Source organism: Bradyrhizobium sp. LLZ17, from assembly GCF_041200145.1.
In the GTDB taxonomy this organism is placed as follows: Bacteria; Pseudomonadota; Alphaproteobacteria; order Rhizobiales; family Xanthobacteraceae; genus Bradyrhizobium.
Map to the genome: position 1 here is coordinate 3,675,689 of NZ_CP165734.1, position 23,076 is coordinate 3,698,764.

The 23,076-nt window shown below is 60.0% G+C and carries 19 protein-coding genes and 3 pseudogenes; 3 read left to right on the forward strand and 19 right to left on the reverse strand.

Features of this window, described 5'->3' with window-relative positions; translation table 11 throughout:
* The first annotated feature begins 128 nt into the window (after positions 1–128).
* The gene (locus tag AB8Z38_RS17840) at positions 129–743 is read left to right on the forward strand and encodes a LysR family substrate-binding domain-containing protein (protein WP_369726523.1); all 615 of its coding nucleotides are present in this window, start codon (positions 129–131) and stop codon (positions 741–743) included.
* On the opposite strand, the gene AB8Z38_RS17845 is transcribed toward AB8Z38_RS17840, so the two are convergent.
* From AB8Z38_RS17845 to AB8Z38_RS17915, 15 genes and pseudogenes are all read right to left on the reverse strand, one after another.
* Positions 716–958, reverse strand: a complete 243-nt coding sequence (locus AB8Z38_RS17845; protein WP_369726307.1) for a DUF2274 domain-containing protein — start codon at positions 956–958, stop codon at positions 716–718. The two genes, AB8Z38_RS17840 and AB8Z38_RS17845, sit on opposite strands and share 28 nt — an antisense overlap.
* 5 nt (positions 959–963) lie before the next feature.
* Complete coding sequence (locus AB8Z38_RS17850; protein WP_369726308.1) at positions 964–2,169, reverse strand: TrbI/VirB10 family protein; 1,206 nt, start codon at positions 2,167–2,169, stop codon at positions 964–966.
* The gene (gene trbG, locus AB8Z38_RS17855; RefSeq protein ID WP_369726309.1) at positions 2,166–3,140 is read right to left on the reverse strand and encodes a P-type conjugative transfer protein TrbG; all 975 of its coding nucleotides are present in this window, start codon (positions 3,138–3,140) and stop codon (positions 2,166–2,168) included. Before trbG ends, AB8Z38_RS17850 begins: the two co-directional genes overlap by 4 nt.
* A 2-nt stretch (positions 3,141–3,142) precedes the next feature.
* Positions 3,143–3,823 (reverse strand): conjugal transfer protein TrbF, encoded by a 681-nt coding sequence (trbF, locus tag AB8Z38_RS17860; RefSeq protein ID WP_369726310.1) that lies wholly within the window; start codon positions 3,821–3,823, stop codon positions 3,143–3,145.
* 47 nt (positions 3,824–3,870) lie between these two features.
* On the reverse strand, positions 3,871–5,085 hold the full coding sequence (gene trbL, locus AB8Z38_RS17865) for a P-type conjugative transfer protein TrbL (protein ID WP_369726311.1): 1,215 nt from the start codon (positions 5,083–5,085) through the stop codon (positions 3,871–3,873).
* Between the two features lie 3 nt (positions 5,086–5,088).
* Entirely contained in the window at positions 5,089–5,466 is a 378-nt protein-coding gene (trbK-alt, locus tag AB8Z38_RS17870) for a putative entry exclusion protein TrbK-alt (protein ID WP_369726312.1), read from the reverse strand.
* A complete protein-coding gene (gene trbJ, locus AB8Z38_RS17875; RefSeq protein WP_369726313.1) occupies positions 5,466–6,200 on the reverse strand; it encodes a P-type conjugative transfer protein TrbJ in 735 nt (244 codons plus the stop codon). The genes trbK-alt and trbJ overlap by 1 nt, the downstream gene beginning before the upstream one ends.
* Positions 6,197–8,637 (reverse strand): annotated as a pseudogene (gene trbE, locus AB8Z38_RS17880) (conjugal transfer protein TrbE). The gene trbJ and the pseudogene trbE overlap by 4 nt, the downstream one beginning before the upstream one ends.
* Positions 8,638–8,645: 8 nt before the next feature.
* Positions 8,646–8,910 (reverse strand): annotated as a pseudogene (locus tag AB8Z38_RS17885) (VirB3 family type IV secretion system protein).
* Positions 8,910–9,236 carry a TrbC/VirB2 family protein gene (locus AB8Z38_RS17890; RefSeq protein WP_369726314.1) on the reverse strand — a complete coding sequence of 109 codons (327 nt, stop codon included), beginning with the start codon at positions 9,234–9,236 and terminating at the stop codon, positions 8,910–8,912. Before AB8Z38_RS17890 ends, AB8Z38_RS17885 begins: the two are co-directional and overlap by 1 nt.
* Positions 9,233–10,153 carry a P-type conjugative transfer ATPase TrbB gene (gene trbB / locus AB8Z38_RS17895; RefSeq protein WP_369726315.1) on the reverse strand — a complete coding sequence of 307 codons (921 nt, stop codon included), beginning with the start codon at positions 10,151–10,153 and terminating at the stop codon, positions 9,233–9,235. Before trbB ends, AB8Z38_RS17890 begins: the two co-directional genes overlap by 4 nt.
* Before the next feature lie 655 nt (positions 10,154–10,808).
* On the reverse strand, positions 10,809–12,104 hold the full coding sequence (dctA, locus tag AB8Z38_RS17900) for a C4-dicarboxylate transporter DctA (protein WP_369726524.1): 1,296 nt from the start codon (positions 12,102–12,104) through the stop codon (positions 10,809–10,811).
* A gap of 543 nt (positions 12,105–12,647) precedes the next feature.
* Positions 12,648–13,862 carry a TlpA disulfide reductase family protein gene (locus AB8Z38_RS17905; protein WP_369726316.1) on the reverse strand — a complete coding sequence of 405 codons (1,215 nt, stop codon included), beginning with the start codon at positions 13,860–13,862 and terminating at the stop codon, positions 12,648–12,650.
* A 226-nt stretch (positions 13,863–14,088) separates the two neighbouring features.
* A complete protein-coding gene (locus AB8Z38_RS17910; protein WP_369726525.1) occupies positions 14,089–15,336 on the reverse strand; it encodes a nitrate/nitrite transporter in 1,248 nt (415 codons plus the stop codon).
* Positions 15,337–15,487: 151 nt separating this feature from the next.
* Complete coding sequence (locus tag AB8Z38_RS17915; RefSeq protein ID WP_369726317.1) at positions 15,488–16,150, reverse strand: hypothetical protein; 663 nt, start codon at positions 16,148–16,150, stop codon at positions 15,488–15,490.
* A gap of 748 nt (positions 16,151–16,898) precedes the next feature.
* On the opposite strand from AB8Z38_RS17915, the gene AB8Z38_RS17920 reads away from it, so the two are divergent.
* Both AB8Z38_RS17920 and AB8Z38_RS17925 read left to right on the forward strand, forming a co-directional pair.
* Complete coding sequence (locus AB8Z38_RS17920; protein WP_369726318.1) at positions 16,899–17,114, forward strand: hypothetical protein; 216 nt, start codon at positions 16,899–16,901, stop codon at positions 17,112–17,114.
* Between the two features lie 146 nt (positions 17,115–17,260).
* A complete protein-coding gene (locus AB8Z38_RS17925; protein WP_369726319.1) occupies positions 17,261–17,467 on the forward strand; it encodes a hypothetical protein in 207 nt (68 codons plus the stop codon).
* Positions 17,468–18,237: 770 nt separating this feature from the next.
* On the opposite strand, the gene AB8Z38_RS17930 is transcribed toward AB8Z38_RS17925, so the two are convergent.
* From AB8Z38_RS17930 to AB8Z38_RS17945, 4 genes and pseudogenes are all read right to left on the reverse strand, one after another.
* The gene (locus tag AB8Z38_RS17930; RefSeq protein WP_369726320.1) at positions 18,238–18,792 is read right to left on the reverse strand and encodes an SDR family oxidoreductase; all 555 of its coding nucleotides are present in this window, start codon (positions 18,790–18,792) and stop codon (positions 18,238–18,240) included.
* A 92-nt stretch (positions 18,793–18,884) separates the two neighbouring features.
* A complete protein-coding gene (locus AB8Z38_RS17935; RefSeq protein WP_369726321.1) occupies positions 18,885–19,070 on the reverse strand; it encodes a hypothetical protein in 186 nt (61 codons plus the stop codon).
* 721 nt (positions 19,071–19,791) lie between these two features.
* Complete coding sequence (locus tag AB8Z38_RS17940) at positions 19,792–20,253, reverse strand: CopG family transcriptional regulator (protein WP_369726322.1); 462 nt, start codon at positions 20,251–20,253, stop codon at positions 19,792–19,794.
* Between the two features lie 10 nt (positions 20,254–20,263).
* Positions 20,264–22,244: pseudogene (locus tag AB8Z38_RS17945) on the reverse strand (conjugal transfer protein TraG).
* Positions 22,245–23,076 lie beyond the last annotated feature (832 nt).

Genomic DNA, 23,076 nt, shown 5'->3' on the forward strand with positions numbered 1-23,076 from the left:
GTTCATCCTATGGGAGCCAGAAGAGGCCTCGTCACCCGGGCGACATCATCCCGGAATGGTGGGCGACATCATCTCGGAACGGGTGGGCGACTTCAAATCGGAATGGTGGGCGAGATCATCTCGGAATCCTGGGCGACATCGATCGGAATCCGCAGCAACGCTCGCTACTCGAGTTCAAACGGGCAGTCCCGCAGATCGAACTTGTCACAGTCGAGCGATCACGCACTCGCCTGGCGGCGGCACTTCGCAACGGCGGTCTCGATGTCGTGATCGTCACAGGGAAGCTGCCGTTACTCGACAACAAGTCAATATCGTTATGGAGCGAGCGTGTTCTGGTCGCCTTACCCCATGATCATCCCCTCGCCCCGCACGACACCATCTACTGGACGGACCTGCGCGGCGAGACGGTGCTGCTGAGCCATGACGATCCCGGAAGCGAGCTAGAAAACCTGTTGATTTCCAAGCTCGTGTCGCCCGAGGATCGTCCTAAAATCGAGCGCCATGACGTTAGCCGCGGAATGATCAAGGGGCTGATCAGCACGAACACAGGAGTCAGTCTTGTGCTAGAATCTGAGATGGGCATCAACTATGCTGGCCTCATCTACCGCGAGCTGCGTGACGGCGCCGGTCCGAGCCGCTTCGAGTTTTCGGCATACTGGCGAGCCGACAATGAAAATCCTGCTCTGGCCGCCTTCCTGAAGTTGCTCTCCGAACGCTATCCCTCACCTCCGCTCGGCCGCTGACGTGCCCTTCGAGCCTTCCGGAAGTTTCTGTCGGCTGCCATGAACCGCGCCAACATGGGTGCGATCAGCTTGGCAGGATCCCCGACCGGTTGTTCTGTCTCTTTTGCGAGGATATCGGCGTAGGCCACGAGATCCCGGTGGATGCTCGCCGGCAGTTCATGCGTGACCTTAACCGGCTTGTCATCTTCGATTGCTCCGAGCTTCAATTTCGGCATAGTCCTCATCCTCTGTATGGCTCGAGCACCAAGTCGCGGTTTACAATCACGCGCACCGGAAATCCCGGACGGACGGTCAAGGTGGGCCGGATGTTGAGATTGCGACGGACCACCTGCTGGCCCGTCTGATTGATCGAATCGCCTGCCCCGCGACGAAGCGCGGCGACGAGGTCGCTATTGGTGTTACCGGTATCCGCGCCGGAATTCACCTCGGTGCCTACAGCAAGGAGGGTCGATAGCGCAGCCGCTCCCAACAGTTCCTTCCAATGGCCGTCGACCTGGTCCTCAAGGCCGGAGTAGCCCGCCGCATCGGCACCGGGCTGGCGCTCCAGCACGATCGATCGTCCATTCGGCATGATGAGCCTCGTCCAGACCAGGAGCACGCGCGACTGTCCGAATGCAACCTGGCTGTCGTAAGTGCCGATGAGCCTTGCTCCCTGCGGGATAAGGCGAGCCCGCCCTGTGGGACTATCGTACACCGCTTCCGTCACCTGCGCCGTGATCTGACCTGGCAGATCGGAGCGGATGCCCGTGATGAGGGCAGCTGGAATAACGGTGCCAGCTTGAACGACAAAAGGCGAGGCCGGCTTCACCAAACGGTCGGAGCTCGTTGTGCGCTTATCGACAGGTCCATTGACGAAAGCGAGTTTTCGATCCTGCGCGTTCTGGGCGAAGGCCTCATCGGAGGAGCTCGACGCCGTTGAAGGCGCCTCTCCCGGCGATGTCACGGCTGGTGAGGGCCGGACGTTGGTGCTGGCAAAGACCTTGCTGATGCGCGCCGCCTCCGATTCCTGATTGACCCGCTGCTGTTCGGCGTCAAGGCCAAGGGCACTCGATGAGGACGGGCCTTGGGCCGCAACGATTGGCCGCCCAAGATCGCCCGGCAAAGGCGGTCCAAGCCGTGGCACGTCCTTAGGCAACGCGGCATAGTCTTTGGGTAATGTCGTAACTTCATCGGCGACGTTGTGGTGGTCGGTCGAGTAAAGCTCTTCCGGAGCAGGCGCTTGCGATCTTTTGCTCTGCAGCGCCCAGAACGCGGCACCGCAGATGAAAACAAGAGCCACAGCGCTGCCCCCTGCAAGCGCTTTGCGGGACAGGCGCGCAACTTGCGGCGGCGCGGCGCGGAGCCTCAGGCGTTCACCCAACTCTTCCGACGTCGCGGGCCGAGCAGCATTGTCACTTTGTCCATTCCCCTGATCAGTGTCGGTCACGAGGACCTCCCGTCAGTTCGCACAATCCGGACCTTCTGCTGGTGTTCCCCGCCCAATTTCAGTTCGGCGCCTGAGAAGAGACGGTCGACGATCAGCACGTTTCCGAAAGCGCGATAGTTCACGAGTTCGGTGTCGCCGTCAGTCCCGATGACAAAGAGTGGCGGCATTTCGCCTTGCGCTATTCCGGCGGAGAATTCGATATAGACCTTGCGGCCGTCATCATAGGCATTGACGGGACGCCACGGCGGACTGTCTCCTTCGATGCTGTAACGGTACCGACGCTGTGTCAGATCCGGAATCATGGGAGTGGGCGGCAGAGTTTTGCTACGCGAACCTCTGTCCTCGGGATAAAACCACGCGACCGATGGCATGTAGGGCTTCTCGCGGGAGCGAAGCTCGATCAGGTAGGTGCGCCTGTCGGTGTTGACCACGAGGTTGGTCTCGATCGTAGGACGGGTCGGTTTCACCATGATATGCACACGGCGCGTATCGCCGCTGCCGCTCTCGGTGTCGCCAACGACCCAGCGCACGGTATCTCCGGCGGCAACCGGCCCCGAGCCGATCAGCTGCTCGCCGGGCTGCAGCGCAATATCAGTGATCTGCCCGGGCGCGGCGTAGATCTGGTAAAGCGCGCCCGGACTGAAGGAAAACACCTGCACAGCATTGAAGTAGCCGGCCTTTCGGGGCTGCACCCGTGCGGCATCGTTTGCTGTTTCGATCCGCTCGATGGGCTCTTTGGCCTCCGCATTTTTTCCGCCTTGTGCTGGCCGCCACGCGGGCGGAACATGCAGCGGTCGCGGACGATCCTCGGTAAGCGCCGGCAGGTCTGGCAGCGGCGGGGCCTCGCTATCATAGCTGATCTGTGGAGGCCTGAAGACGGTGCAGCCGCCGAGGGCAGACACAGAGACCAGAAGAGCGAGCGCCAGGCTTGCCCGGACTTTCTCTATTACAAATACAAGATCTGACAGCATGGCTAGCCGAGCTCCTTCGACCAATTGATTGCGTTGACATAGATGCCGAGGGGGTTCTTCCGCAGGCGATCGAGGTCGCGCGGCACTTCCACGATGATAGTGATGATCGCGCTCCACCGCTCAGTTGTGGCAAGCTGACCGTTGTCATACCGGCGCTCGATCCAGGCCAAGCGAAAACTCTCGGGTGAGGCCCTGATGACGCTTGAGACCTCGATGGCAACTTGTGTTTTTCCAAGCTTGTCGAAGGGATTGTTGGTGCGGGCATAGTCATTGAGCGCGGCAGCGCCGCGGTCGGTGACAAAATCGTAGGCGCGCAGCCAGTCCTGTCGCAGCACAATGGCGTCCAGCGGCAGGCCGCGTACATGCTCGACGAACCGGGCCAGATGAAACGCGATTTGCGGATCGGTCGGTCGATAGGTGGCATTCGCGGGCGCAACCGTTTTTGCTTCACCCAGCTGGTCGACTTCCACGACCCATGGCGTGACGGTCCCCTGGGCCGACTGCCAGACCAGCGCGCCGGCAAAGCCTGCAAAGAGAAACAGACAGGCAAAGGCCATCAGGCGCCAGTTCTTGGCCTGGACGCGCGCTGAGCCAATGCGGTCATCCCAGACTTGCGCGGCGCGCTGATACGGCGTGACCGGTTCCGGCGTGCGGCCATAGTGGACGGCCGATCGTTTGAACATGATTTGAACCTCAAGATGTGACTGAGATTGGATTTGAGAAGGACGCGTCAGCGGTCCTCTTGCGAAAGATCGACCGACCCACCGCTGCTACCGTGCTCGCCTGAGCGAACCGCCTGCGTCGCAGCTGATGCTCCATGACTGATCGTCTGGGCGCGCTTCATGCGGCGAACCCATGAAGGTGGACTTTCAGATGAGGATGAGCCATTGCCAGTACCACCAGCTCTGGCAAAACGAGCGGCGAGGGAGCGCAATGGGCTTGCTGCAGTCGAGGTACCCGCCGCCGTCGCACCCGACAGTCCACCTCCGCCAAAGGCGCCGCTCGTAAAAGCTCTCGCCCCGTTGGCGGCACCAGCCGCCGCAGTGCCGGCCAATGCAGCGCCGGCGGAGGCAAGTCCGGCTCCGGCCGCCATCACACCACCAGCCGCAAGGCCCGCACCAATGGCTGAGCCCGCACCGAGTTGCGGCCCGCCGGAGACGATGCCGTTGGCAATACCAGGGCCAAAGATGCCGATGCCCAATAAGGAAAGAGCGCCTAGTACCAAAGCCATCGCATTCTCGATTGTGGGCTGGTTGCCGCCAAAGCCGGCCGTGAACTGCGAGAACAGCGTCGAGCCAATGCCGACGATCACGGCGAGAACCAAGACCTTCACGCCTGAAGAGATGACGTTTCCCAAGACCCGCTCCGCCGCAAAGGCTGTCTTTCCGAACAGACCTAAGGGGATCAGCACGAAACCTGCAAGTGTCGTCAGCTTGAACTCGATCAGAGTGACGAAGAGCTGGATTGCCAGAATGAAGAAGGCCAGCAGCACGACAATCCAGGCGAACAGCAGAACCGCGATCTGGACAAAATTCTCGAAGAAGCTGACGTAACCCATCAGGGAGGAGATCGAGTCCAGGATTGGACGCCCGGCATCCAGCCCAACTTGCGCAATGCGACCTGGCCTCAAAAAATCTGCTGATGAGAGACTCGTGCCTGAGGCCTTAAGGCCTAAAGAGGCAAAGCTTTCGAAGACGATGCGCGCGAGGCTGTTCCAATTGCCGATCAAATATGCAAACACACCGACAAACAGGGTTTTCTTGACCAGACGGGCAATAATGTCCTCATCGGTTCCCAACGACCAGAACAGGCCCGCAAGCGTCAGGTCGATGGCGGCAAGCGTGGTCGCGAGATATCCGATTTCGCCGCCCAAGAGACCAAATCCGGAGTCGATATATCGGGTAAAAGTCTCCAGGAATTGGTCGATGACACCGGTGCTGCCCATCGGTTACTCACTTTGCGTAGGAACGGTGGGGTAGCCGGAAGGCAGGCGGCTATTGTCCTTTGGCGGCACGGATGATGACGGCCCAGCGCTAGGCGGCTCACTATCCGAACGTGGCGAAAACCCATCCTTTTGATTGAGGAATTGCAGGCGCTGCTCGGCCCAGATCTTCTGGCATTCAAGAATAGCGTCCCGCTGCTCGTAGGTGACGGCGCGGCAACGCTCAAGCTTCGCCGCCACAGGATTTTCAACGTCATCTAGCGAGGCATGCGACTGAGCTGTTTCGGTTTCGTTGCCACGGAGCTGGATTGCGCAGGCGGCAACGACGAGGACAGCGAGCGCCAAGGCGATCGCGCCAGGCAGCCGTTCAAATCTACTTGCCATTAGTGGAACATCTGCACGGTTGTGGGTTGATAGGCTTGGCCTCGGCGAAGGAAGCGCCGGAGCTGCTCCCTGCCCTGATCCTGGGCCGCAGCGCGTTGGGCCGACTCAAGAGTTTGCGAGCGCCCTTGGGCTGCGACGGCGGCCGTCAGATCGGCAAGCTGCTGCGCCTGAATTGCGATCAGCTGATTGCCGGCCTGGCTTGCCTGCAACGCGCCTGTCGCACCCTGGCTGGCGGTCACGAGCGCCGACAATTGCGTGCGGTTGGTGTCGAGATTGCCAACAACGGTGGCCTGAACCCGCATGGCGTCTTGGAAACCGGCCACCGAATTTTGCCAGCGCGCTTGGGCGTTACCGATCAGCATCTGGTCGGACATGCTCGTCGATGACGGGGCGTACGTGGTTGAGAATGCGCTGTCGATTTGCTGGACCTGGTAGCCAATTCTCTGCGCCTGAGCGAGAAGCTGCTGGGTGCGCTGAATCGATTGCTCGAGCTGCTGCAAGGACGAGTATGGCAGTTTTGCGAGATTCTTGGCCTGATTGGCCAGCATCTGCGCCTCGTTCTGGAGCGAAGTGATCTGGTTGTTGATCTGCTGCAATTCGCGCGCGGCGGTCAGCAAGTTCTGTGCATAATTATTCGGATCAAACACGATCCACTGCGCGCTGGCTTGCCGAGGCGCCTCCGAAACAGCAATGGCGATCAAGCTCGCCGCCAGCAGGAGACCGAACCGACTCATGAGCTTCCTCCATGCCTGGCTAGCTGCGGAATAAGGTCGCAGGCCCAACCAAGATCGCGCGCCTGCAGCCAACCCCTGACGAATTTCTCCGTTCCCTTCTCGGCCAATACCCGCTCGATGAGCGCCTGGTCGGTCTTGGAAGAGGCGGCCGTAAAGGCGAGCGCTATTTCGCCAAGGCCGAGCTCGAACAACCGATTGCCGCAGCGCGACTGGCAGTAGTAATCACGCTTGGGGGTCGCGCGGGCGAGGATCTCGATCTGGCGGTCGTTCAGTCCAAAGCGCCGATAGATGGCGGTGATTTGTGGCTCGATGGCGCGGTCGTTCGGAAGCAGAATTCGGGTTGGACAGCTCTCGATGACCGCGGGCGCTATTTCCGACCCATCGATGTCGGCAAGCGATTGGGTCGCGAAAACGACGGAGGCGTTCTTCTTGCGCAGAGTCTTGAGCCATCCGCGAAGCTTGCCCGCAAACCCGGCATCATCGAGTGCGAGCCAGCCCTCATCGATGATAAGCAGCGTTGGACGGCCATCGAAACGATCCTCAATCCTGTGGAACAGATAACTGAGGACTGCCGAGGCGACGGGCGTCCCGATCAATCCGTCCGTCTCGAAGACCTGCACGGATGAATCCCCAAGCTGCTCACCTTCGCCATCCAAGAGCCGCTCATACGGCCCACCCAAGCAATAAGGGTGTAGCGCGCGCTTTAAGGCATTGGATTGGAGAAGAACGGAAAGCCCAGTGAGAGTACGCTCTTGAAGCGGCGCCGAGGCGAGCGACGTCAGGGCCGACCACACGTGATCCTTGGTTTCGGGACTGACGTCGATCCGTTCACGGGCGAGAATCGAGGCAATCCATTCGGAGGCCCAGGCGCGCTCCGCGATGTCATCGATACGGGCAAGAGGCTGGAGAGCGACAAACTGCCTACGTTCGCTACTAATCGCGCCGCCGAGATCATGCCAGTCTCCTCCCATGGCGATGATGGCTGCCCGGATCGACCCGCCGAAATCGAAGGCAAAGATCTGCGCATCCTCATACCGGCGGAATTGCAGCGCCATGAGCGCGAGCAGAACCGATTTTCCCGCCCCCGTCGGCCCTACAACCAGCGTGTGCCCTACATCTCCAATATGCAGTGAGAACCGGAACGGGGTCGATCCCTCGGTCTTGCCGAAGAAAAGCGGCGGCGCCTTGAAGTGGTGGTCCCTCACCTCACCGGCCCATACGGCCGAAAGCGGGATTAGATGGGCGAGGTTCAAGGTGGAAAGCGGCGGCTGGCGGACGTTGGCGTAAGTTTGCCCCGGCAGGCTGCCGAGCCAGGCTTCCACCGCATTGACTGTCTCCGCCATGCAGGTGAAGTCCCGCCCCTGGATCGCTTTCTCGACGAGCCGCAGTTTTTCGTCGGCGGCGCCGCCATCCCTGTCCCAGACCGTGACCGTCGCTGTGACAAAGGCCTCACCAATCTGATCCGAGCCCAGTTCCTGAAGCGCGCTATCTGCATCAATCGCCTTGTTGTGAGCATCACTATCGAGAAGACTTGAAGCCTCGTTCGTCATCACCTCCTTCAGGATCGCGGCGATCGACTTCCGCTTGGCGAACCATTGCCGTCGGATCCGTGTCAGAATCCTTAAAGCATCCGCCTTGTCGAGCATGATGGCCCGGGTCGACCAGCGATATGGAAACGGCAACCGATTGAGGTCGTCGAGAATCCCGGGGGTGGTCGCGGTCGGAAAGCCCACGACCGTCAGAACGCGCAAATGCGCCCCCCCAAGATCGGCTCGAGCCCACCCGTGAGTGGCTGATCGGCAAGTAGCGCGTCGAGATACATGGGGATCTCAGGGACACGCACCCGATGCCGCCTGGTCGAGATCGTCGAGTGCAGGTAGGTCAGCGTTGCCTCATCATCAAGCCAGCTGCATTCCGGCATAAACCCCTCGACAAGCTGCAGGACGCGGTTGGTCCGGTCGATGAAGCCGCCCAGCACCTCTCGTGCATCGGCGGCGCCCGTGCGATGACTGCCCTCGTACAGGAGCCGCTCAGCCATGGCGGCCCCCTCCGCCGGCGGCAAATAAATGAAAGTCAGGTAATAGCTTGATTCAAAATGAGCGCCTGCCTCTTCAAATTGCGCTTTCCGCTCCGCGTCGACGAGGCTTGACGCCGCATCCGGAAAAGTACTCGCAGGGTAAGCTCCGGCCGAATGACGCTGAGCCTCAACGAAAATCGCCCAGCCAGAGCCTAGCCGCCGGAGCGCATTGTTGAGCCGCCCAGCGACGGCGACGAGTTCAGCCGGAACAGCACTATCGAGATCTGGTCCACGGAACCTTGCCGTCCGCTGGAACGAGCCATCCTTGTTGAGAATGATGCCCTCATCCACCAGGGCCGCCCAAGGCAGGAAGTCGGCAAGGCGCGTGTTTGAACGGCGATATTCGGCAAGATTCATCATAGGCGACTCTAGGAGCTGAGGTGGCTTGGAATGCGGACGTGCCGGCGCACGACTTCCACGAAATCGGGATCGCGTTTTGCGGCCCAGACGGCGGCCATGTGGCCGACCAACCAGAAAAAGAAGGCCGGCAACCCACAGGCGCAGCCCAAGACCGAGTGCAGCCGCTAACGTGCCATTGGCGATCGCCACGGCGCGCGGCGCACCGCCCATCAGGATCCGCTCGGTGAGCGCACGATGTACGGGCGCGATAAAGCCTGCGATAGGCTCCTCCATCAGATCACCACGCCGCCGCCGAAGGAGAAGAAAGACAGAAAGAAGCTTGATGCCGCAAAGGCGATGGACAGACCGAACACGATCTGAACCAGGCGACGAAAGCCACCAGACGTATCGCCAAATGCGAGCGATAACCCGGTCACAATGATAATGATGACGGCGATAATCTTGGCGACGGGACCCTCAACCGATTGCAAAATTTGATTGAGCGGCTGCTCCCACGGCATGTTTGAGCCAGCGGCCCAAGCCGGGACATTGCTCAGCCAGAGAGTCATAATGGCCGCGGCCGGATTGCTGGCGCGGCGGAGAGATGAAGGCATGGTCATGACCGGTCTCCAATTGCAGATAGGCTGTAATCACCTGATGTTCCTAAGCCGGTGACGCGGGCGAGCTCGCTCAAGCGGCGTTCGGCGCCGCGGCCGCTGAGCACCGCGATCACGTCAATTGTTTCGGCGATAAGCGGCCGGGGGACTGTGACGACAGCTTCCTGGACGAGCTGCTCGAGCCGGCGTAACGCCCCGAGCGCGGTTCCGGCATGGATCGTGCCGATTCCGCCCGGATGTCCTGTGCCCCAGGCCTTGAGCAAATCGAGCGCCTCAGCTCCGCGCACCTCACCAATGGGAATTCGATCGGGGCGCAGACGAAGCGACGAACGGACCAGGTCGCAGAGCGAGATCAAGCCGTCCTTCGTGCGCAGTGCCACGAGGTTTGGCGCCAAGCACTGAAGCTCGCGCGTATCTTCGATGAGAACGACGCGGTCAGTCGTTTTCGCGACCTCGGCGAGAAGGGCATTGGCCAATGTCGTCTTGCCGGTCGAGGTGCCGCCGGCGACAAGAATGTTCTTGCGCGCCCGAACTGCATCGCTCAATGCACCGGCCTGGTCCGGCGTCATGATGCCGACTGCGACGTAATCCTCGAGACTGAACACCGCAACCGCCGGCTTTCGGATCGCAAATGTTGGGGCGGCAACGACCGGCGGTAGCAGCCCTTCGAACCGCTCCCCCGTCTCAGGCAGCTCGGCAGAAATCCTTGGGCTGCGCGGATGAACCTCGGCACCCACGTAGTGAGCCACCACGCGGATAATTCGCTCTCCATCAGAGGGGGATATATTCTCGCCAGTATCCGTAAGGCCGCTCGACAGTCGATCGATCCACAATCGACCATCGGGATTGAGCATCACCTCGACGATTGCCGGATCTTCCAAGAACCCGGCGATCGCAGGCCCGAGCGCGGTACGCAGCATGCGCGCTCCGCGCAAGTTCGCCTCTGAATCAAAAGAATGGATCGGCACGATTTGCCCCGAGCTGCTGAGGCCGCTTCGGCGCCTCATCTGGAGGCAAATAAAAGGCAGCTCCGGTATTACCGCAACAAAGGGAATACGCCGGTCGCAGCCTAGCGTAGAATAAGAAGGATTTGAAAAGAGCTGGCTTGACGCGCCGACCTGTCGCGGGGAGGCGAGAACTCAGCAATGCCCTATGATCCGGGTTTACTTCTTTACGTCGCTCGCCTGGCGATCTTTGGCTCCGTTGCTTCTCCAGAACCATCGTCGTTCGCCCACGTGGGCGAGGAAGGTCGGGCTTGGGATAGTGAACCACACTAGCCGGCGGGTTGCCGCAAACACCACTGCCGAAAGGCTGGTCTGGTACACCACCGCGAGTGTCGTGCCCCCTGCAGGACCATTTCCTCCCAACCAGGCCGGCCCGATACTGCACCACAAGGTGCCAACGCAAAATGCAGGAGTGCTAAGAGTGATTTCTAGTTCGCAATTGCAACAAATTCTGGAACTCTCGAGGCCTTTGCTGACGCTCTCGGATAGGATTGAACTGCGACTTTGCTGGCCCACGGGATTCCGTTAGCGACCGTGTTGGCCCGTCGCAGGTCGAGCTGAGCTCGCAGATTTACTTGAGCTGCGCGTGTAGCGAGACGTGGTCCAGTTCGCCTTCCCACCAGGACACAAAGACGGCGGCAATACCGTTCCCGATAATGTTCGTAAGCGCGCGCACCTCGCTCATGAACTTGTCGATCGAGAATACGATCGCAATGCCCGGGACAAGCTCTGGACTGACCACCGTCAACGTTGCGGCCAGGGTGACGAAGCCGGCACCGGTAACACCGCTTGCGCCCTTCGAGGTGAGCATCGCCACAACCAGTATCGTGAGCTGCTGGCCAAAGCTGAGATCGACTCCAAGCGCTTGTGCGATGAACAAGGTCGCCAAGGTCATGTAAATGTTGGTCCCATCCAAATTGAATGAGTATCCGGTCGGCACTACTAGGCCCACGACCGGCTTGGAACAGCCCAGCCGTTCGAGTTTTTCCATCAGCTGCGGCAGCGCGCTTTCGGACGACGACGTTCCGAGCACGATCAGCAGCTCATCCTTGATATAGACGATGAACTTTAGAATAGAAAAGCCGACCAAGCGCGCGATCAGGCCAAGCACAATGATCACGAAGAGCCCGGCTGTCACATAGAACAACGCAACCAATCCGATGAGTTTACCGAGCGCGGAGGGTCCGAATTCGCCGATAGTGTAGGCCATCGCGCCGAACGCTCCGATCGGCGCGGCCTTCATTACGATCCTAATGACACCAAACACCGCGTGCGCAGCATCGTCAACCAGAGCGCGCATCCGCTCACCCCGCTCGCCGAGCGCCATCAGCGAGAACCCGAATAGGATGGCAAACAACAGCACCTGTAACACGTCGCCTCGCGCCAGGGCGCCAACCACGCTATCGGGAATGATATTGAGGAGGAAATCGACCGCCTTCTGCCCTTCCGCCCTTTGGACGTAATTGGCCACGGCCGCGGCATCAGCTCTGCGAGCGAGCCCATGACCAGCCTGAACGAGATTGCCCATCACGAGACCAAGGACGAGCGCGAAGGTTGATACGATCTCGAAGTAAAGCAGCGCCTTGACGCCGACTCGGCCGACCTTTCGTGCATCCTGAACATGCGCGATTCCGGACACAACAGTGCAGAAGATGATTGGCGCGATCACCATTTTGATCAGCTTGATGAAACCGTCACCAAGCGCCTTGACCCAGCTGCTCGTTCCTACAGCAGGCCACAACCAGCCTACGAGAATGCCGAACAGGATCGCGATGAGTACCTGGATGTAAAGAACTCTGTACCAGGGCCCGGTTGGCTGGAACAGGGCGTCGGGTTTGGCAGAGCGGCGGTGGCGGTGAATGTACATCACGCTCGACCCGCAGCCGTGGTACCGAAGAGGGGGTGACAATGAAGGTACGGCTTCGCTCAACGTTGCTTCGATGGGGAGCGCAGGGGACTCTGACCGCTCCAGATGGCCCCATCCGTTGCCGCGGATTGGCGCCTCTCCCGAATCGGCTTGTTGTCGATGCGAAATGAAGTTCTGAATCGCTTCTGAGAGCAGCGATAGAAACTTGAGAAGGCTTCCTTGAGAGCTGGAAAGCATCAGCGTCACCACCCATTTCTATCTTTTTGGTTGTTCGAAGATGCCATCCGGCATCTTCTAAGACGCCAACCTTAGTAGCCGGCGACTACTCTTCACTTCGGCAGGCACTCTCGCCGCTATCGCGCCCGAGCGCGACGAAGCTTGAGAAAACATTCGCCATAAAGAACTTGTGGTGGCGCGGCATCGCCGCGTTCACCCGCTCGCTCGTCCTATCCTCACTTCATGTGAATGCCCCGACATTCACAACAGACATCAATTTCGATCGCAAAACGACGACGCCGAAAGGACATGGCAAGCGCGCATTTCTCACGCTGCCTCCTTTGGCGATCTCGGTTCCGGCTTCTCGGGAGCCGTGTTCTGCGGGGCTGAACAACACTCCTCGTAACCGAGCTTCTCACTCCTGTAGCTCGCCAAAGTCTGCAGAGAACACTGCACGATATCCCGTTTCGCGACGTCCGAGGCAGGCGCTGCATCCAGCCACTTCAGGGCCACCTCGACCAGCTCGATCGCGCGGTCCCTCTCACCGGTCTCGTAATAGTACTGAGCGACCGCCCCGTACGACAGGAACTTCGCGCCCTCGCTGCCTTGGGGCGGATTCGCGGCCAGGATGTGTTCGGAGAGGTCCTTGCCCATCGCAAAGCGCTCGGCGTGCGGGAAATCTGAGCAGTCTTTCGCGGGGTCAAATAGTTGACGGATCGCCACGCTCATCCAAACCACGGATTTCTTGTCGATCGCATCGCGAACCAATTGGCGCAGCACCGGCAGGCCAGCCCGCAGGTCGCGCATTTTGTGAAGCAACAATTCCGCATGAAGCCCACGGAAGGTGACCTCGTCCGGCATCGCAGCGAGCGCCTCCTCAATCGCCGAAAGAGCTGCCGGCCAATCCTTGCTCTTCATCGCGGGCTCAAGTCTGGCAAAGATCGGCCCGACCAGCGCTTGCTTCTGCGACAATTCGAGCTTTCTGCGTCGACCCGTGTTTATCCTTTCCGCATCCAGCGCCTTGGCTTCATCGCTCGTTGCCCAGGAACCGTTCAGGACTTTGGGCAAGGCGATATCGAGCTGTGTCGGATGGCCGACAAAGGCGATGCGGCCGTCACGGTCGACCACGAATGACGCGGGAATCCCGACAGAAAAGCTGGGATCCATCCAAAGCTTGTCCATTTGGCCGGCGTAGTCGAATGCGATCGCGAAGTTCAGATTTGGCAGACTCTTCGTCAACCAAGCGTCCAAACTAGCTCGCGCTTCATCCGCCGTCGAAGCTTGTTCGTGAGCCGCGACACCTATCCCCTCAACTCCGTCGCTCCTGTATCTGTCTTGCAGGATCACCAAATTTGCCATGGAGGCAATACATGGTGCGCACCACGTTGCCCAAAACTCGATGATATATACCTTCCCAGGCTCGAACTTTGTAACGGGCCGGCCACGTAGCCATTCCTCAGCTTTGATCGAGGGTGCCCGCGAACCGACGCTCAGCACGTTCACCGCACCGACTTGATTTGCGCTCTCAGTCACACCGGTCATGGCTCAATTCGCTTACCTGGCTCTGCGGAGAAAGACAGCAAGTCGCGTGCCAGCCAGGGCTCATTGATATTGCGCATTTTTCTTGTCGTTCTTGTCGAGCTTGCGACGCATGTCGCATGTCCGACGAGTTGCTTGAAGCTTCTCAGGCAATCAGTCGGCCGGACATTCTTGATGCGCCCCTGTAGATCGACGAGACGGGGCAAGTCAGCCAGCGCAAAGGCTGAGATTACCACTCCACGTCTTCATCGATTTCCAGGATGATCATTTCGGCGCTCGGGACCGCGAGCTGAACTGACCTGCTTGGGTCCGTCGACTTGCGCTTGAGGGGGATCTGAGAATTCCAATTCAACTCTTTGAGCCAAGGGGTGATGAACCAGGCCAGCGCAGCCAGCTGCAGCACAAGATTAATGCTGAATGCGATCTGATAAGCGATTGTGGGGTAGTGTCCGTCCTTTGCCGGCCATTGCTCGAGAATTAGCGCCGTCCCGTACTGGATGAGGAAAGCCCACCCGAAATGCAGAACGTTGAGCGCGCCGTTTGCGCGGGCGATCAATTCGGCCGGAAAGTAATCTCCGATGATCGCGTAGCTGATGGCGATTGCTGATCCGACCACCGCCACAATCATCCATGACGGTAACGACAGGAACGGTGGATGCAAGATCAGCGCGAGTTCGGCTGCAATGAACGCAGCAGCTATGATCGCGAGCAACATTTCAACGTTATTGCCATGCCGGCGCAGCCAATCGGCGACCAGACCGAGCAGCAATGCGCCTATGCTCAGGGCTATCGCCATGACGAGCAATTGTGTGACCAGGCTTGTTCGATCCAACCCTTCCACATCGCTCAACCAAGATGCCGCCCACAAGGACTGCAGGGCCCACGCAGACCCGATACATGTTGAAGAAATCGGCGCAATTCTCCAGAACCGCCCGTCCGTATAGACCGTCTTAAGGCTGACTGTCCCTGAGGGGCTCTTCCCAGTTACCTCTTGCTCTGGGACCAAAACATAGATCGCGACGGCTGCGGTGGCGCTGGATGCGGCAAGCACCTCAAACAGGCACCGCCAACCTATCCAGTCAAGCAATGCCTCGGCTGGTGCGGTTGCCGTCACCGCGCCCAGTGCACCCAGCATGATCATGCATCCGTTGACGAGCGCCACGCGCTCTCTCGGAAACCAGAGCACGACCGTTTTCAGCCCGGACATGAGGGAAGCTGCGGTGCCAAACGCTATCATCGCGCGGCCAAGTAGAAGCGACAGGAATCCGCTCGATAATGCGAAAAGCGCCGCGCCTGCGGCTGCCAGCAGCAAGAGCGCACTTTGGACCCGGCGCGGACCGAAGCGATCCAAGAGAATACCGAGCGGAATCTGGCTGCCGGTAACGACCAGAAAGTAGATCGAGGCCAACAGCCCCAAATCGGCCGTGCCAAGATTCAGTTCAGAGGCGAGGCGGCCGCAAATGAGCGTATTGATCATTCGAAACAGGTAAGAAAGATAATATCCCGCAGCAAAGGGAAGGAACACGCAACAAATGATCCGCCAGCTCCAACGCCGCTTGACGGGCTTTTCGCATGATATCTGCCCAGCGGCATCGACGCGCGTGCTTCTCCGTGCGCGGCTGTTGGCTTTAACAAAAGGCGTTTGGCAACTGTCGAAAGTTGATATTGCTGCCGCCCTCCTCGGCGACAGCACACAGTTCTGATTCTTCAGCTACGGCGGGAACACAGTGGCGTTCCTTTTCAATTGGCTCTCGTGCAACGGCGCGTGACGCCCCGCGGCCCATATCAGACCCGGATCGGCTGGAATTTCCCAGGCGATCAATCGTCTCCTGCAGCAAGGGCCGGCCAAGCCGTACGCGATGGTCGACCTGCTCGGCAAAGGCCTTGAAGCGCTCAAGCCCGAGTACGCACGCCTCGTCCTGCTTGGATGGCGGCATCGGCGGCGTCAGAGTGAGGTGGTATCGCGCATGGAGAGCCACTATTTCCGCGATCATCGCGATGTCCGTACGCAGACTAAGCACCTGCTCATTCGTTCGCTCGATGGCCTCGTATACAAGACCCTCTATAGGCGGCGCCGGATCCAGGAAGCGCTCAAGAGCCGCGTCTACGACGACGCTCTTGCTCATCCCTTGGCGGTCAGTCGCGGCTTCAAGTCGCTGGAAAATGCTCTCAGAAAGTTGAATCGTGATCTTTCTGGTCCGCTGAGCTTCGCTTGGACTCGGCTGCGCGCCCACTTCAGCTTCATTTCGACTTGAGCTCGGTTCATCCCGGCGCTCGCCGCCAATCTGCATACTCCAGCTTCCTTCTCTCTGCGACTGCACACCGCCCGCGCTTGCACGCGCGTGGTCTGGACGTTTGGTCGAAACGGATGAATCGCCCTGCGATGACGACAAAAGCTCCGAGGCCGCATACCGCTTCAACCGCGGGGACATTCCGGTCGCAGTCTGGCGTACCAAAAGAAAGAAACGGCGGAGTCCTAAAGACCAGCGCCAGACGTCTCGTAGCCTCTTCTCCCTCTAGAGAGTCAGGTCGTCGACAGACGAGCGATTTCGTGGACGTGCACCCTTGGTTGGCGAGAAAACTGCCTATTCGAAAAAGAGGTCCAGCGCGATCTGGATGGCGCGCTCGCGGCGGGAGGTGGCGAACGATCGACGCGGATGCGCCGCCATCATTTCTTCAGGCGTAATGCGCGACCACTCACTTGATCGGGAGGCTTCAGGGGTACTGTCGGCCCCATTTGCGGCCGATTGGATCGCGCAGCGGATCCGCCTCCGTGTGGCTGCACGTAGCGCTCGTTGTGCCCGTCCTCGCAGCCAGGAGATTCATCGGTTCCCCCCTTCCGGGCATCGCTTCCGGATCCGATGGGAGGACTGTCATGTGAATTGCCGCTGCCGACGCCGAGCTTCGTTGCGCCAGACCGGCTGCTACAGGCTCGTCGCCGAAAATTCTGCAGCGGGCCCACACTGCTCACCCGCCTTGACGTCGGAGCCGTCGATGTACTTAAGTGCGACCCCGGTACGCGTCGAGTGGGGGCACATCATGGATGTCGAGTTCTACAGGGGCTTTGCACAGCGAGCCCGCGATCTGGCCGATAAGGCCGACCCGTTTACGCGAAAGCGGCTTCTGGTGCTGGCCGAGAGATATGATGCCAAGCTCGGCAAGCCGTCGCCGGCCAGCCGCAACCTTCAACGCACGCTGCCGCTTCCCCGCACCGTGCCAGCCGTGAACTCCGTCTCCGATGCTGGCGAGGCTTGACGAAGAGCGCCGGCAGCGAGGTCGACTGCGACGTCTGCAGCGGCAGCAAGCATCAGCCCTCGCATGGGGGCTCCAAGGCGCTGGATTTTCCAGGGACGATACACGACCTACACCGGGAAAGGATGCGCACCCAAACCGGAGTGAGCATGCCGGATGTCACGGGTTGGCCGCAGTCACCGCACTTCGGAAGCACTGCGGTCGCCGAGCAGCTTGCCGGTGGAGGCATTCACCAAATGGACCGACGAGCATGCCGGACAAACGACCGGCAGATGAGTGTCGAGACCGATCTGCTCCAGTCCTGTCAGCAGGTGCTGCACGTTTATGCCGGTGCGCGGGCACCTGAAAAGTACTGATTGCTCCATCCGGCCAGCATAGGCCTGGATACTGAGCCCTGAAACTGCGGTTGTTTACTGAGGGCGGGCGCGCACCTCCCGGAGCACCGTGCGGCGGCAGTAATGAATCTTGATGGCGTCTGGAGGCCGGCTCTGCGACAGGGCTTTGCGTATTCTTTGGCCCCAGTGCTCAAGCCGCGCGGCCGGGTCCGCATCGTTGATCGAGCGCGCAAGCGGGGGTACCTTCTCGCCGGCATTCTGTTTTATCGTCCTCAATGGAATTCCTAACCCGAAATGGGCGCTCGTGTTGCGCGCTCTTGCATGGAGATCACATACCTACAGTGCGCTTCACTTTCAGCCACCAGCTTGCCCGGCGAGGATCGCCCGGACCTGATCTCACGCCGGTGGGGCGCCGCTCGGTGAGACCTGCCAGGACGAGCCGTCTCGAGCCGACGATGTGGACTTCCGATATGAGCGGATCCTCATCCGAGGCAACATCCAGATCTCAAGACGAGGCGCCGCAAGGATGGACAATGCGGCCGCCAGCGTAACAGTCCGGACACCTAAGCGGACTTGCCGCTGCAGTGACGAGATGCGGTGTAGCCTGGCGGTTGGCGAGGCTCCGCAGCAGGGCGTTTCTCCAATGGAGAACCGGCCTGGATCATGCGAGTGTCCGCACGCCCCGCTGCAAACTAGTTCTTCTCTTTGCCTATCCGTTACCCCTATCCGGCCGTTGGGGTCGAAGCCGGAATACGCCCTGTCGCGGCCCCGGCGGGGAAGACCATTGAGGCCTAAGCGGCGTCGCCAGCACGGTTCTCACGGCGTTCGAGCACACCGGTAGGGCTTTCTGGAGTCTGGGATGCGTGCTGCGTCCGCCATCGACAGCCACGTCGATGCCGGTGATGCCGGATGCGAGAAACGTCAGCCGTCGCGATCTTCCGCGGCTTTCCGAAGTGTTTCGTGGATATCTGTTCCAGCAGGGCCTTTCCGTGTCCTTGCACGCGGACCTCGGAAATGCCGACCCTCCTAAACAGCGGGCCTTCGATGACGCCTGAGCTCTCGGCGCTTACCCGGACGCTTCGGCGGATCCGCTTGGCGCCATGCCTTCGTGTGAAGTTGCGCGGTACAGCCTTCGATGCCGGTACGGTCGATGTGACCGCGATTTCGGCCTGATCGGACAAAGAAGACGTGAAAACGATCGCGCTGGCGCTGTGCATCAGACGCAACACCTTCTGAACGTTGAAATGGGATCCGCGGAAACTGACAGACAAGACGTCAAAGCTCTGCTGCGTTGTCGATCCGAGCTCGGCATTGGCGTCGAAACGGGCTATGATAGTTTCGCGCATTCGTTCGAAGCGGGATAGCCGGCGCGAAAAGCGGCAACAGCCAAGCCTCGCTGTCCGGATAGCTGCGCAACGCCCTGCAGGACTTTGGCTCATCACGTGTTTGCGCATCGCTCGGCTTGTGCATTGAGGGAGAAGGACTTTCTGTCGGCTCTGTGGGTCGTCGCGTCGGCTACTGCCGTAGTCGAACCATGCCCCATCATGTAGTACGCGGTGAAGTGGCCGCTCTTGCTGGCGATCTTTTCTTGCGACTGACTTTGTCCGTCCTCACGTTTGGTCATCAGCTGCATCTTGCATCGCTAGCGATCAGGGGCGTCGGGACAAGCTTCCATCCCGTGGCCTTGCGCAACTCTGTCTGCGTAACGCCGTCTGGCCGCGAGGCCAGAGGGTTGATCAGATTGCTCTTGGTGTTGATGCTTGCCATCGTCGCCACCCGCGGGAATTGGACCTAATTGAACAGCTCCAGGCCAGTGTGCTTTTCTTGGCCCAGTTGTCCCTTTCATTGAGAGGGGACGATCTAGTTTCCACCCCTCTGGAATTGCCGAAACATATTGCAGGCGGTCTCAGGGACTGGCTGATTGCAATCTGACGTAAACGGGTAGCGTCGCACCATTTCGCTGAAGTTTGGGGCAGTGCACGTTTTCGCATTTTTTCGACACGGTGCTCGCGAGTCAGGCCCGACAATGTGGAGTGCTAACACAGAGGACCTGGCGTGCAATCCGCAAAGACTGGTAGGGGCACTACTGGGAACGCCTTGGCTGGAGAGGCTTGCGCGTATTCATGCAAGCAGCCTCACTCCATTTGAGCGGCAGCTCGGATCGAGGCCGGCCCTTTCTTAACTCGCCATGCAGTCTGTCCCCTCAGATATCCGTCCTCGGTCCTGATCAAACGCGCTCGCACGACTCGATCTGGCCGCATTATTGTTTGCGGCCGAATGCACTCGGCGCGACGTACCTTCGCAAGTTCCCTTGTGGTCCTCGCGCGCAAATCGCAGCCTGTTCTCTAACAGCATGATCCGCCCGCTCCGACCGTCGATCGACTTACCTCCGGAATTCCGGCGTTCAAATCGAAGCTCACCTCTTTCAGAACGGTTGATCCGCTGGAAAGCCTTCGCCCGAGCGCTTCAACGAATCGATCATAACGTTCGGCGCCTTTGGCGCGAGCGGCTGGACTGGATTGTTCTGGTAATGCTGGCACCGATGTCAACCAGAAGCGGATGAACAGGGCGAGCGTCTCGAGCGTGATGCTGTCATTGCGTTCGAGACGCTCGAGCAGCCGTGCGATCCGATCCAGCCGCTTGGCAACAGCCGCCTCGCGTCGGTCGGAATCGTCAGGCGAAAGAAATGACGCGATCGCGGCCTCTGCCACAAGCGACTTCGGCTGGCCACGACGCTCTGCGAAGACATCAAGGGTTCTGAATGTCTGCGGATCAAGGTAGACACTGAGCTGAATCTTTTTCACCATTTTGCCCCGCTCACAGGTCCATGCCATCGTCAGGGTCGAGGCTGGTCGCGCGCGCTACTCCCTGCATTGCGCGGCTTAGGGCTCGTGCCTGGACCGCATCTGCGTCCGGCTCATCGGGACCAGCATCGAACTCATGTTCCGCGAGCGGTGCCTTGATTTCGATCTCCTCGTGCTGCGGCAATTCTGGCTCGCGCCGCAGCCCCCCATTCGGATCGCTACCTTTTCGCTGCCGGGGCGCAAGCAGTTCGATCGAGGGCGCAGCGGTTGGGTGCCCTGACCAGTCCTCATCCGGGCGCGTGGACAAGAGAATCGTTCCTGTTCTGGCGGGCTTGAAGATTCGCTTCTGAAATTGCGGGTCCTCATAGTAGCGAACCTTGGTGGCCCGCAGGGGATGGAGGCCCGACACCATCACAATCGCCTCCTTTGATGAGAGCTGCATGACTTCGCCGGGCGTCAGGAGCGGACGGGACGTCTCTTGGCGGCTCACCATCAAGTGTCCAAGCCAGGGGCTTAATCGGTGCCCGGCATAGTTTTTCATGGCGCGCAGTTCGGTCGCGGTCCCCAGCGCGTCCGAGACGCGCTTAGCGGTGCGCTCGTCATTCGTGGAGAAGGCGATCCGGATGTGGCAATTGTCGAGGATCGCGTGGTTCGGCCCATAGGCGCGCTCTAATTGATTCAAGCTCTGAGTGATCAGGAAACTGCGAATGCCATAGCCCGCCATGAAGGCAAGCTGGCTCTCGAAGAAGTCGAGCCGGCCAAGGGCAGCAAACTCGTCGAGCATCAGGAGGAGCTTTTGGCGGCGCCGGTCGGGATCCAGGCTCTCCGTCAGGCGCCGTCCGATCTGATTGAGGATGAGCCGCATCAGGGGTTTTGTGCGGACGATGTCGGATGGCGGTACGACAAGATAGAGTGAGACGGGCTGCGGTCTGTCGACGAGATCGCGAATGCGCCAATCGCTCCGCGCGGTGACCTTAGCGACGACCGGATCGCGATAAAGGCCCAAGAAGCTCATTGTGGTCGACAGCACGCCCGACCGCTCGTTCTCGCTCTTGTTGAGCAGCTCTCGCGCAGCTGAAGCAACGACAGGATGAACGCGATCACCAAGATGAAGAGTCGCAAGCATCGCATTCAGCGTGGTCTCGATCGGGCGGCACGGGTCCGAAAGGAATCTGGCAACGCCGGCAAGCGTCTTGTCAGCTTCAGCATAGAGGACATGCAGGATCGCGCCGACGAGCAGAGAATGGCTGGTTTTTTTCCCAATGATTGCGGCGCTCGAGCGCTCCTTCGGGATCGACGAGGATATCCGCCACGTTTTGGGCGTCTCGTACTTCGCAATCACCACGGCGAATCTCAAGAAGGGGATTGTAGGCCGCGCTTGCCGCGTTTGTCGGGTCGAACAAGAGTACATCTCCAAGGCGCGCGCGCCATCCCGAGGTCAACTGGAAATTCTCGCCCTTGATATCGTGGACGATCACCGAGCGCGGCCAAGTCAAAAGAGTTGGAACGACCAGGCCGACCCCCTTGCCCGAACGGGTAGGCGCAAAGCAGAGCACGTGCTCAGGCCCATCATGGCGAAGATATCGACCATCGAAACGCCCGAGCACGAGGCCATCGACACCTAGCAGCCCCGCCCGTTTGACCTCGCGCGTATCGGCCCAACGCGCTGATCCGTAAGTCGTGACATCGCGAGCCTCATGCGCGCGCAAGACCGAAAGCACCATTGCTGCGGCGACTGCCGCGATCCCACCGCCCCCGGCAATGGCGCCCCCTTGGAGGAATATCGTGGGCGCGTAAGCGTCGAATTCAAACCACCAGATGAAGAAGGCAAACGGCTCGTAGATGGGCCAGGCCCCCAGCCTGAACCAGGCCGGTCCAAGCTGCGGCTGGAACGCAAGCTGATAGGCCGTCCATTCGGTCGCTGCCCACACGAAGGTGAACGCGATCAGGCAAACCAGGATCACCTGATGCCAAATGATTTTCGTCGCAGACATGGCTTGCGGATATCGACACCATCGACCTGTTGGCCGCAATCAGGGGCTTACGTTTCCCGTAGTCGGGCGCGCCCTAGCGAAGGGATCGGCGGGTCAGATCGGGAAGCGGCGTTTGGACCGAAGAAGTTCGCTCGGCCTAGTAGAACAGGCTTCCTCGGCGAACCGTCCAAACCAGCTTCGCGTGATCGGCGCTTGGATGATGACAGGATCAACTCGCATCGTGCTGCCGCTCGAGGCGAACCGAGCGGCCTTCGCAGCGACGCTCCGGGTTATAGATTCCTGCGAAGGCTAGCTCGCCTCTTCCCCTAAGCCCTCCGTCAAGCGCGCGGGATCCAGAGAGCGTGCGGCGTGCCACAACTCCTTGTTGATGAGGCGGACGTTCGCGGATTAAATCGGTAGGAGGCGGGGTTCGCTGAGTTGGAGATAATGCTCACGCGGGAAGCGTCTCGGCATGAGCGCTTATTCCCGACGGGACGACACTGCCGGGCCGACCGTCGAAATGCTCCCGCAGATCGGTATCGAGCGAGTCCCTCCTCCAGTCGCCTATGGCGCCCTATTGTTTTGGCCCGCTAGATGCTTGGAAGTTGCACATCAGCTGTTGCGGACTCTCTGGAGAGAGGGACAGGCGACTAGCGTTCGCCAAATTATCATTGCGCGAATCGGTTGCAGTTCGCCTATCCACTCCTCAAGCTGCTTGCCGGCCCGGAGTTGTCCGATTGCTCGCCGGCCTGCATACACGGATAATCTCGCGCGAATGCCTCCACAGCCGAGCAGATCGAATCGCGATTCGCCCGCTCGATGACACCAACACAACCGGGTCCAGCAAACCAGG

Excerpts from the sequence above, each read along its gene's own strand:
- trbF (WP_369726310.1), bottom strand. The coding sequence starts at position 3,823 with ATGTTCAAACGATCGGCCGTCCACTATGGCCGCACGCCGGAACCGGTC.
- AB8Z38_RS17915 (WP_369726317.1), bottom strand. The coding sequence starts at position 16,150 with ATGCAGATTGGCGGCGAGCGCCGGGATGAACCGAGCTCAAGTCGAAAT.
- trbG (WP_369726309.1), bottom strand. The coding sequence starts at position 3,140 with ATGCTGTCAGATCTTGTATTTGTAATAGAGAAAGTCCGGGCAAGCCTG.
- AB8Z38_RS17930 (WP_369726320.1), bottom strand. The coding sequence starts at position 18,792 with ATGCGCGAAACTATCATAGCCCGTTTCGACGCCAATGCCGAGCTCGGA.
- AB8Z38_RS17910 (WP_369726525.1), bottom strand. The coding sequence starts at position 15,336 with ATGATCAATACGCTCATTTGCGGCCGCCTCGCCTCTGAACTGAATCTT.
- trbJ (WP_369726313.1), bottom strand. The coding sequence starts at position 6,200 with ATGAGTCGGTTCGGTCTCCTGCTGGCGGCGAGCTTGATCGCCATTGCT.
- dctA (WP_369726524.1), bottom strand. The coding sequence starts at position 12,104 with ATGTACATTCACCGCCACCGCCGCTCTGCCAAACCCGACGCCCTGTTC.
- trbK-alt (WP_369726312.1), bottom strand. The coding sequence starts at position 5,466 with ATGGCAAGTAGATTTGAACGGCTGCCTGGCGCGATCGCCTTGGCGCTC.
- AB8Z38_RS17935 (WP_369726321.1), bottom strand. The coding sequence starts at position 19,070 with ATGACCAAACGTGAGGACGGACAAAGTCAGTCGCAAGAAAAGATCGCC.
- trbL (WP_369726311.1), bottom strand. The coding sequence starts at position 5,085 with ATGGGCAGCACCGGTGTCATCGACCAATTCCTGGAGACTTTTACCCGA.
- AB8Z38_RS17920 (WP_369726318.1), top strand. The coding sequence starts at position 16,899 with ATGGATGTCGAGTTCTACAGGGGCTTTGCACAGCGAGCCCGCGATCTG.
- AB8Z38_RS17940 (WP_369726322.1), bottom strand. The coding sequence starts at position 20,253 with ATGGTGAAAAAGATTCAGCTCAGTGTCTACCTTGATCCGCAGACATTC.
- trbB (WP_369726315.1), bottom strand. The coding sequence starts at position 10,153 with ATGCTGCGTACCGCGCTCGGGCCTGCGATCGCCGGGTTCTTGGAAGAT.
- AB8Z38_RS17905 (WP_369726316.1), bottom strand. The coding sequence starts at position 13,862 with ATGACCGGTGTGACTGAGAGCGCAAATCAAGTCGGTGCGGTGAACGTG.
- AB8Z38_RS17845 (WP_369726307.1), bottom strand. The coding sequence starts at position 958 with ATGCCGAAATTGAAGCTCGGAGCAATCGAAGATGACAAGCCGGTTAAG.
- AB8Z38_RS17925 (WP_369726319.1), top strand. The coding sequence starts at position 17,261 with ATGCCGGATGTCACGGGTTGGCCGCAGTCACCGCACTTCGGAAGCACT.
- AB8Z38_RS17890 (WP_369726314.1), bottom strand. The coding sequence starts at position 9,236 with ATGACCATGCCTTCATCTCTCCGCCGCGCCAGCAATCCGGCCGCGGCC.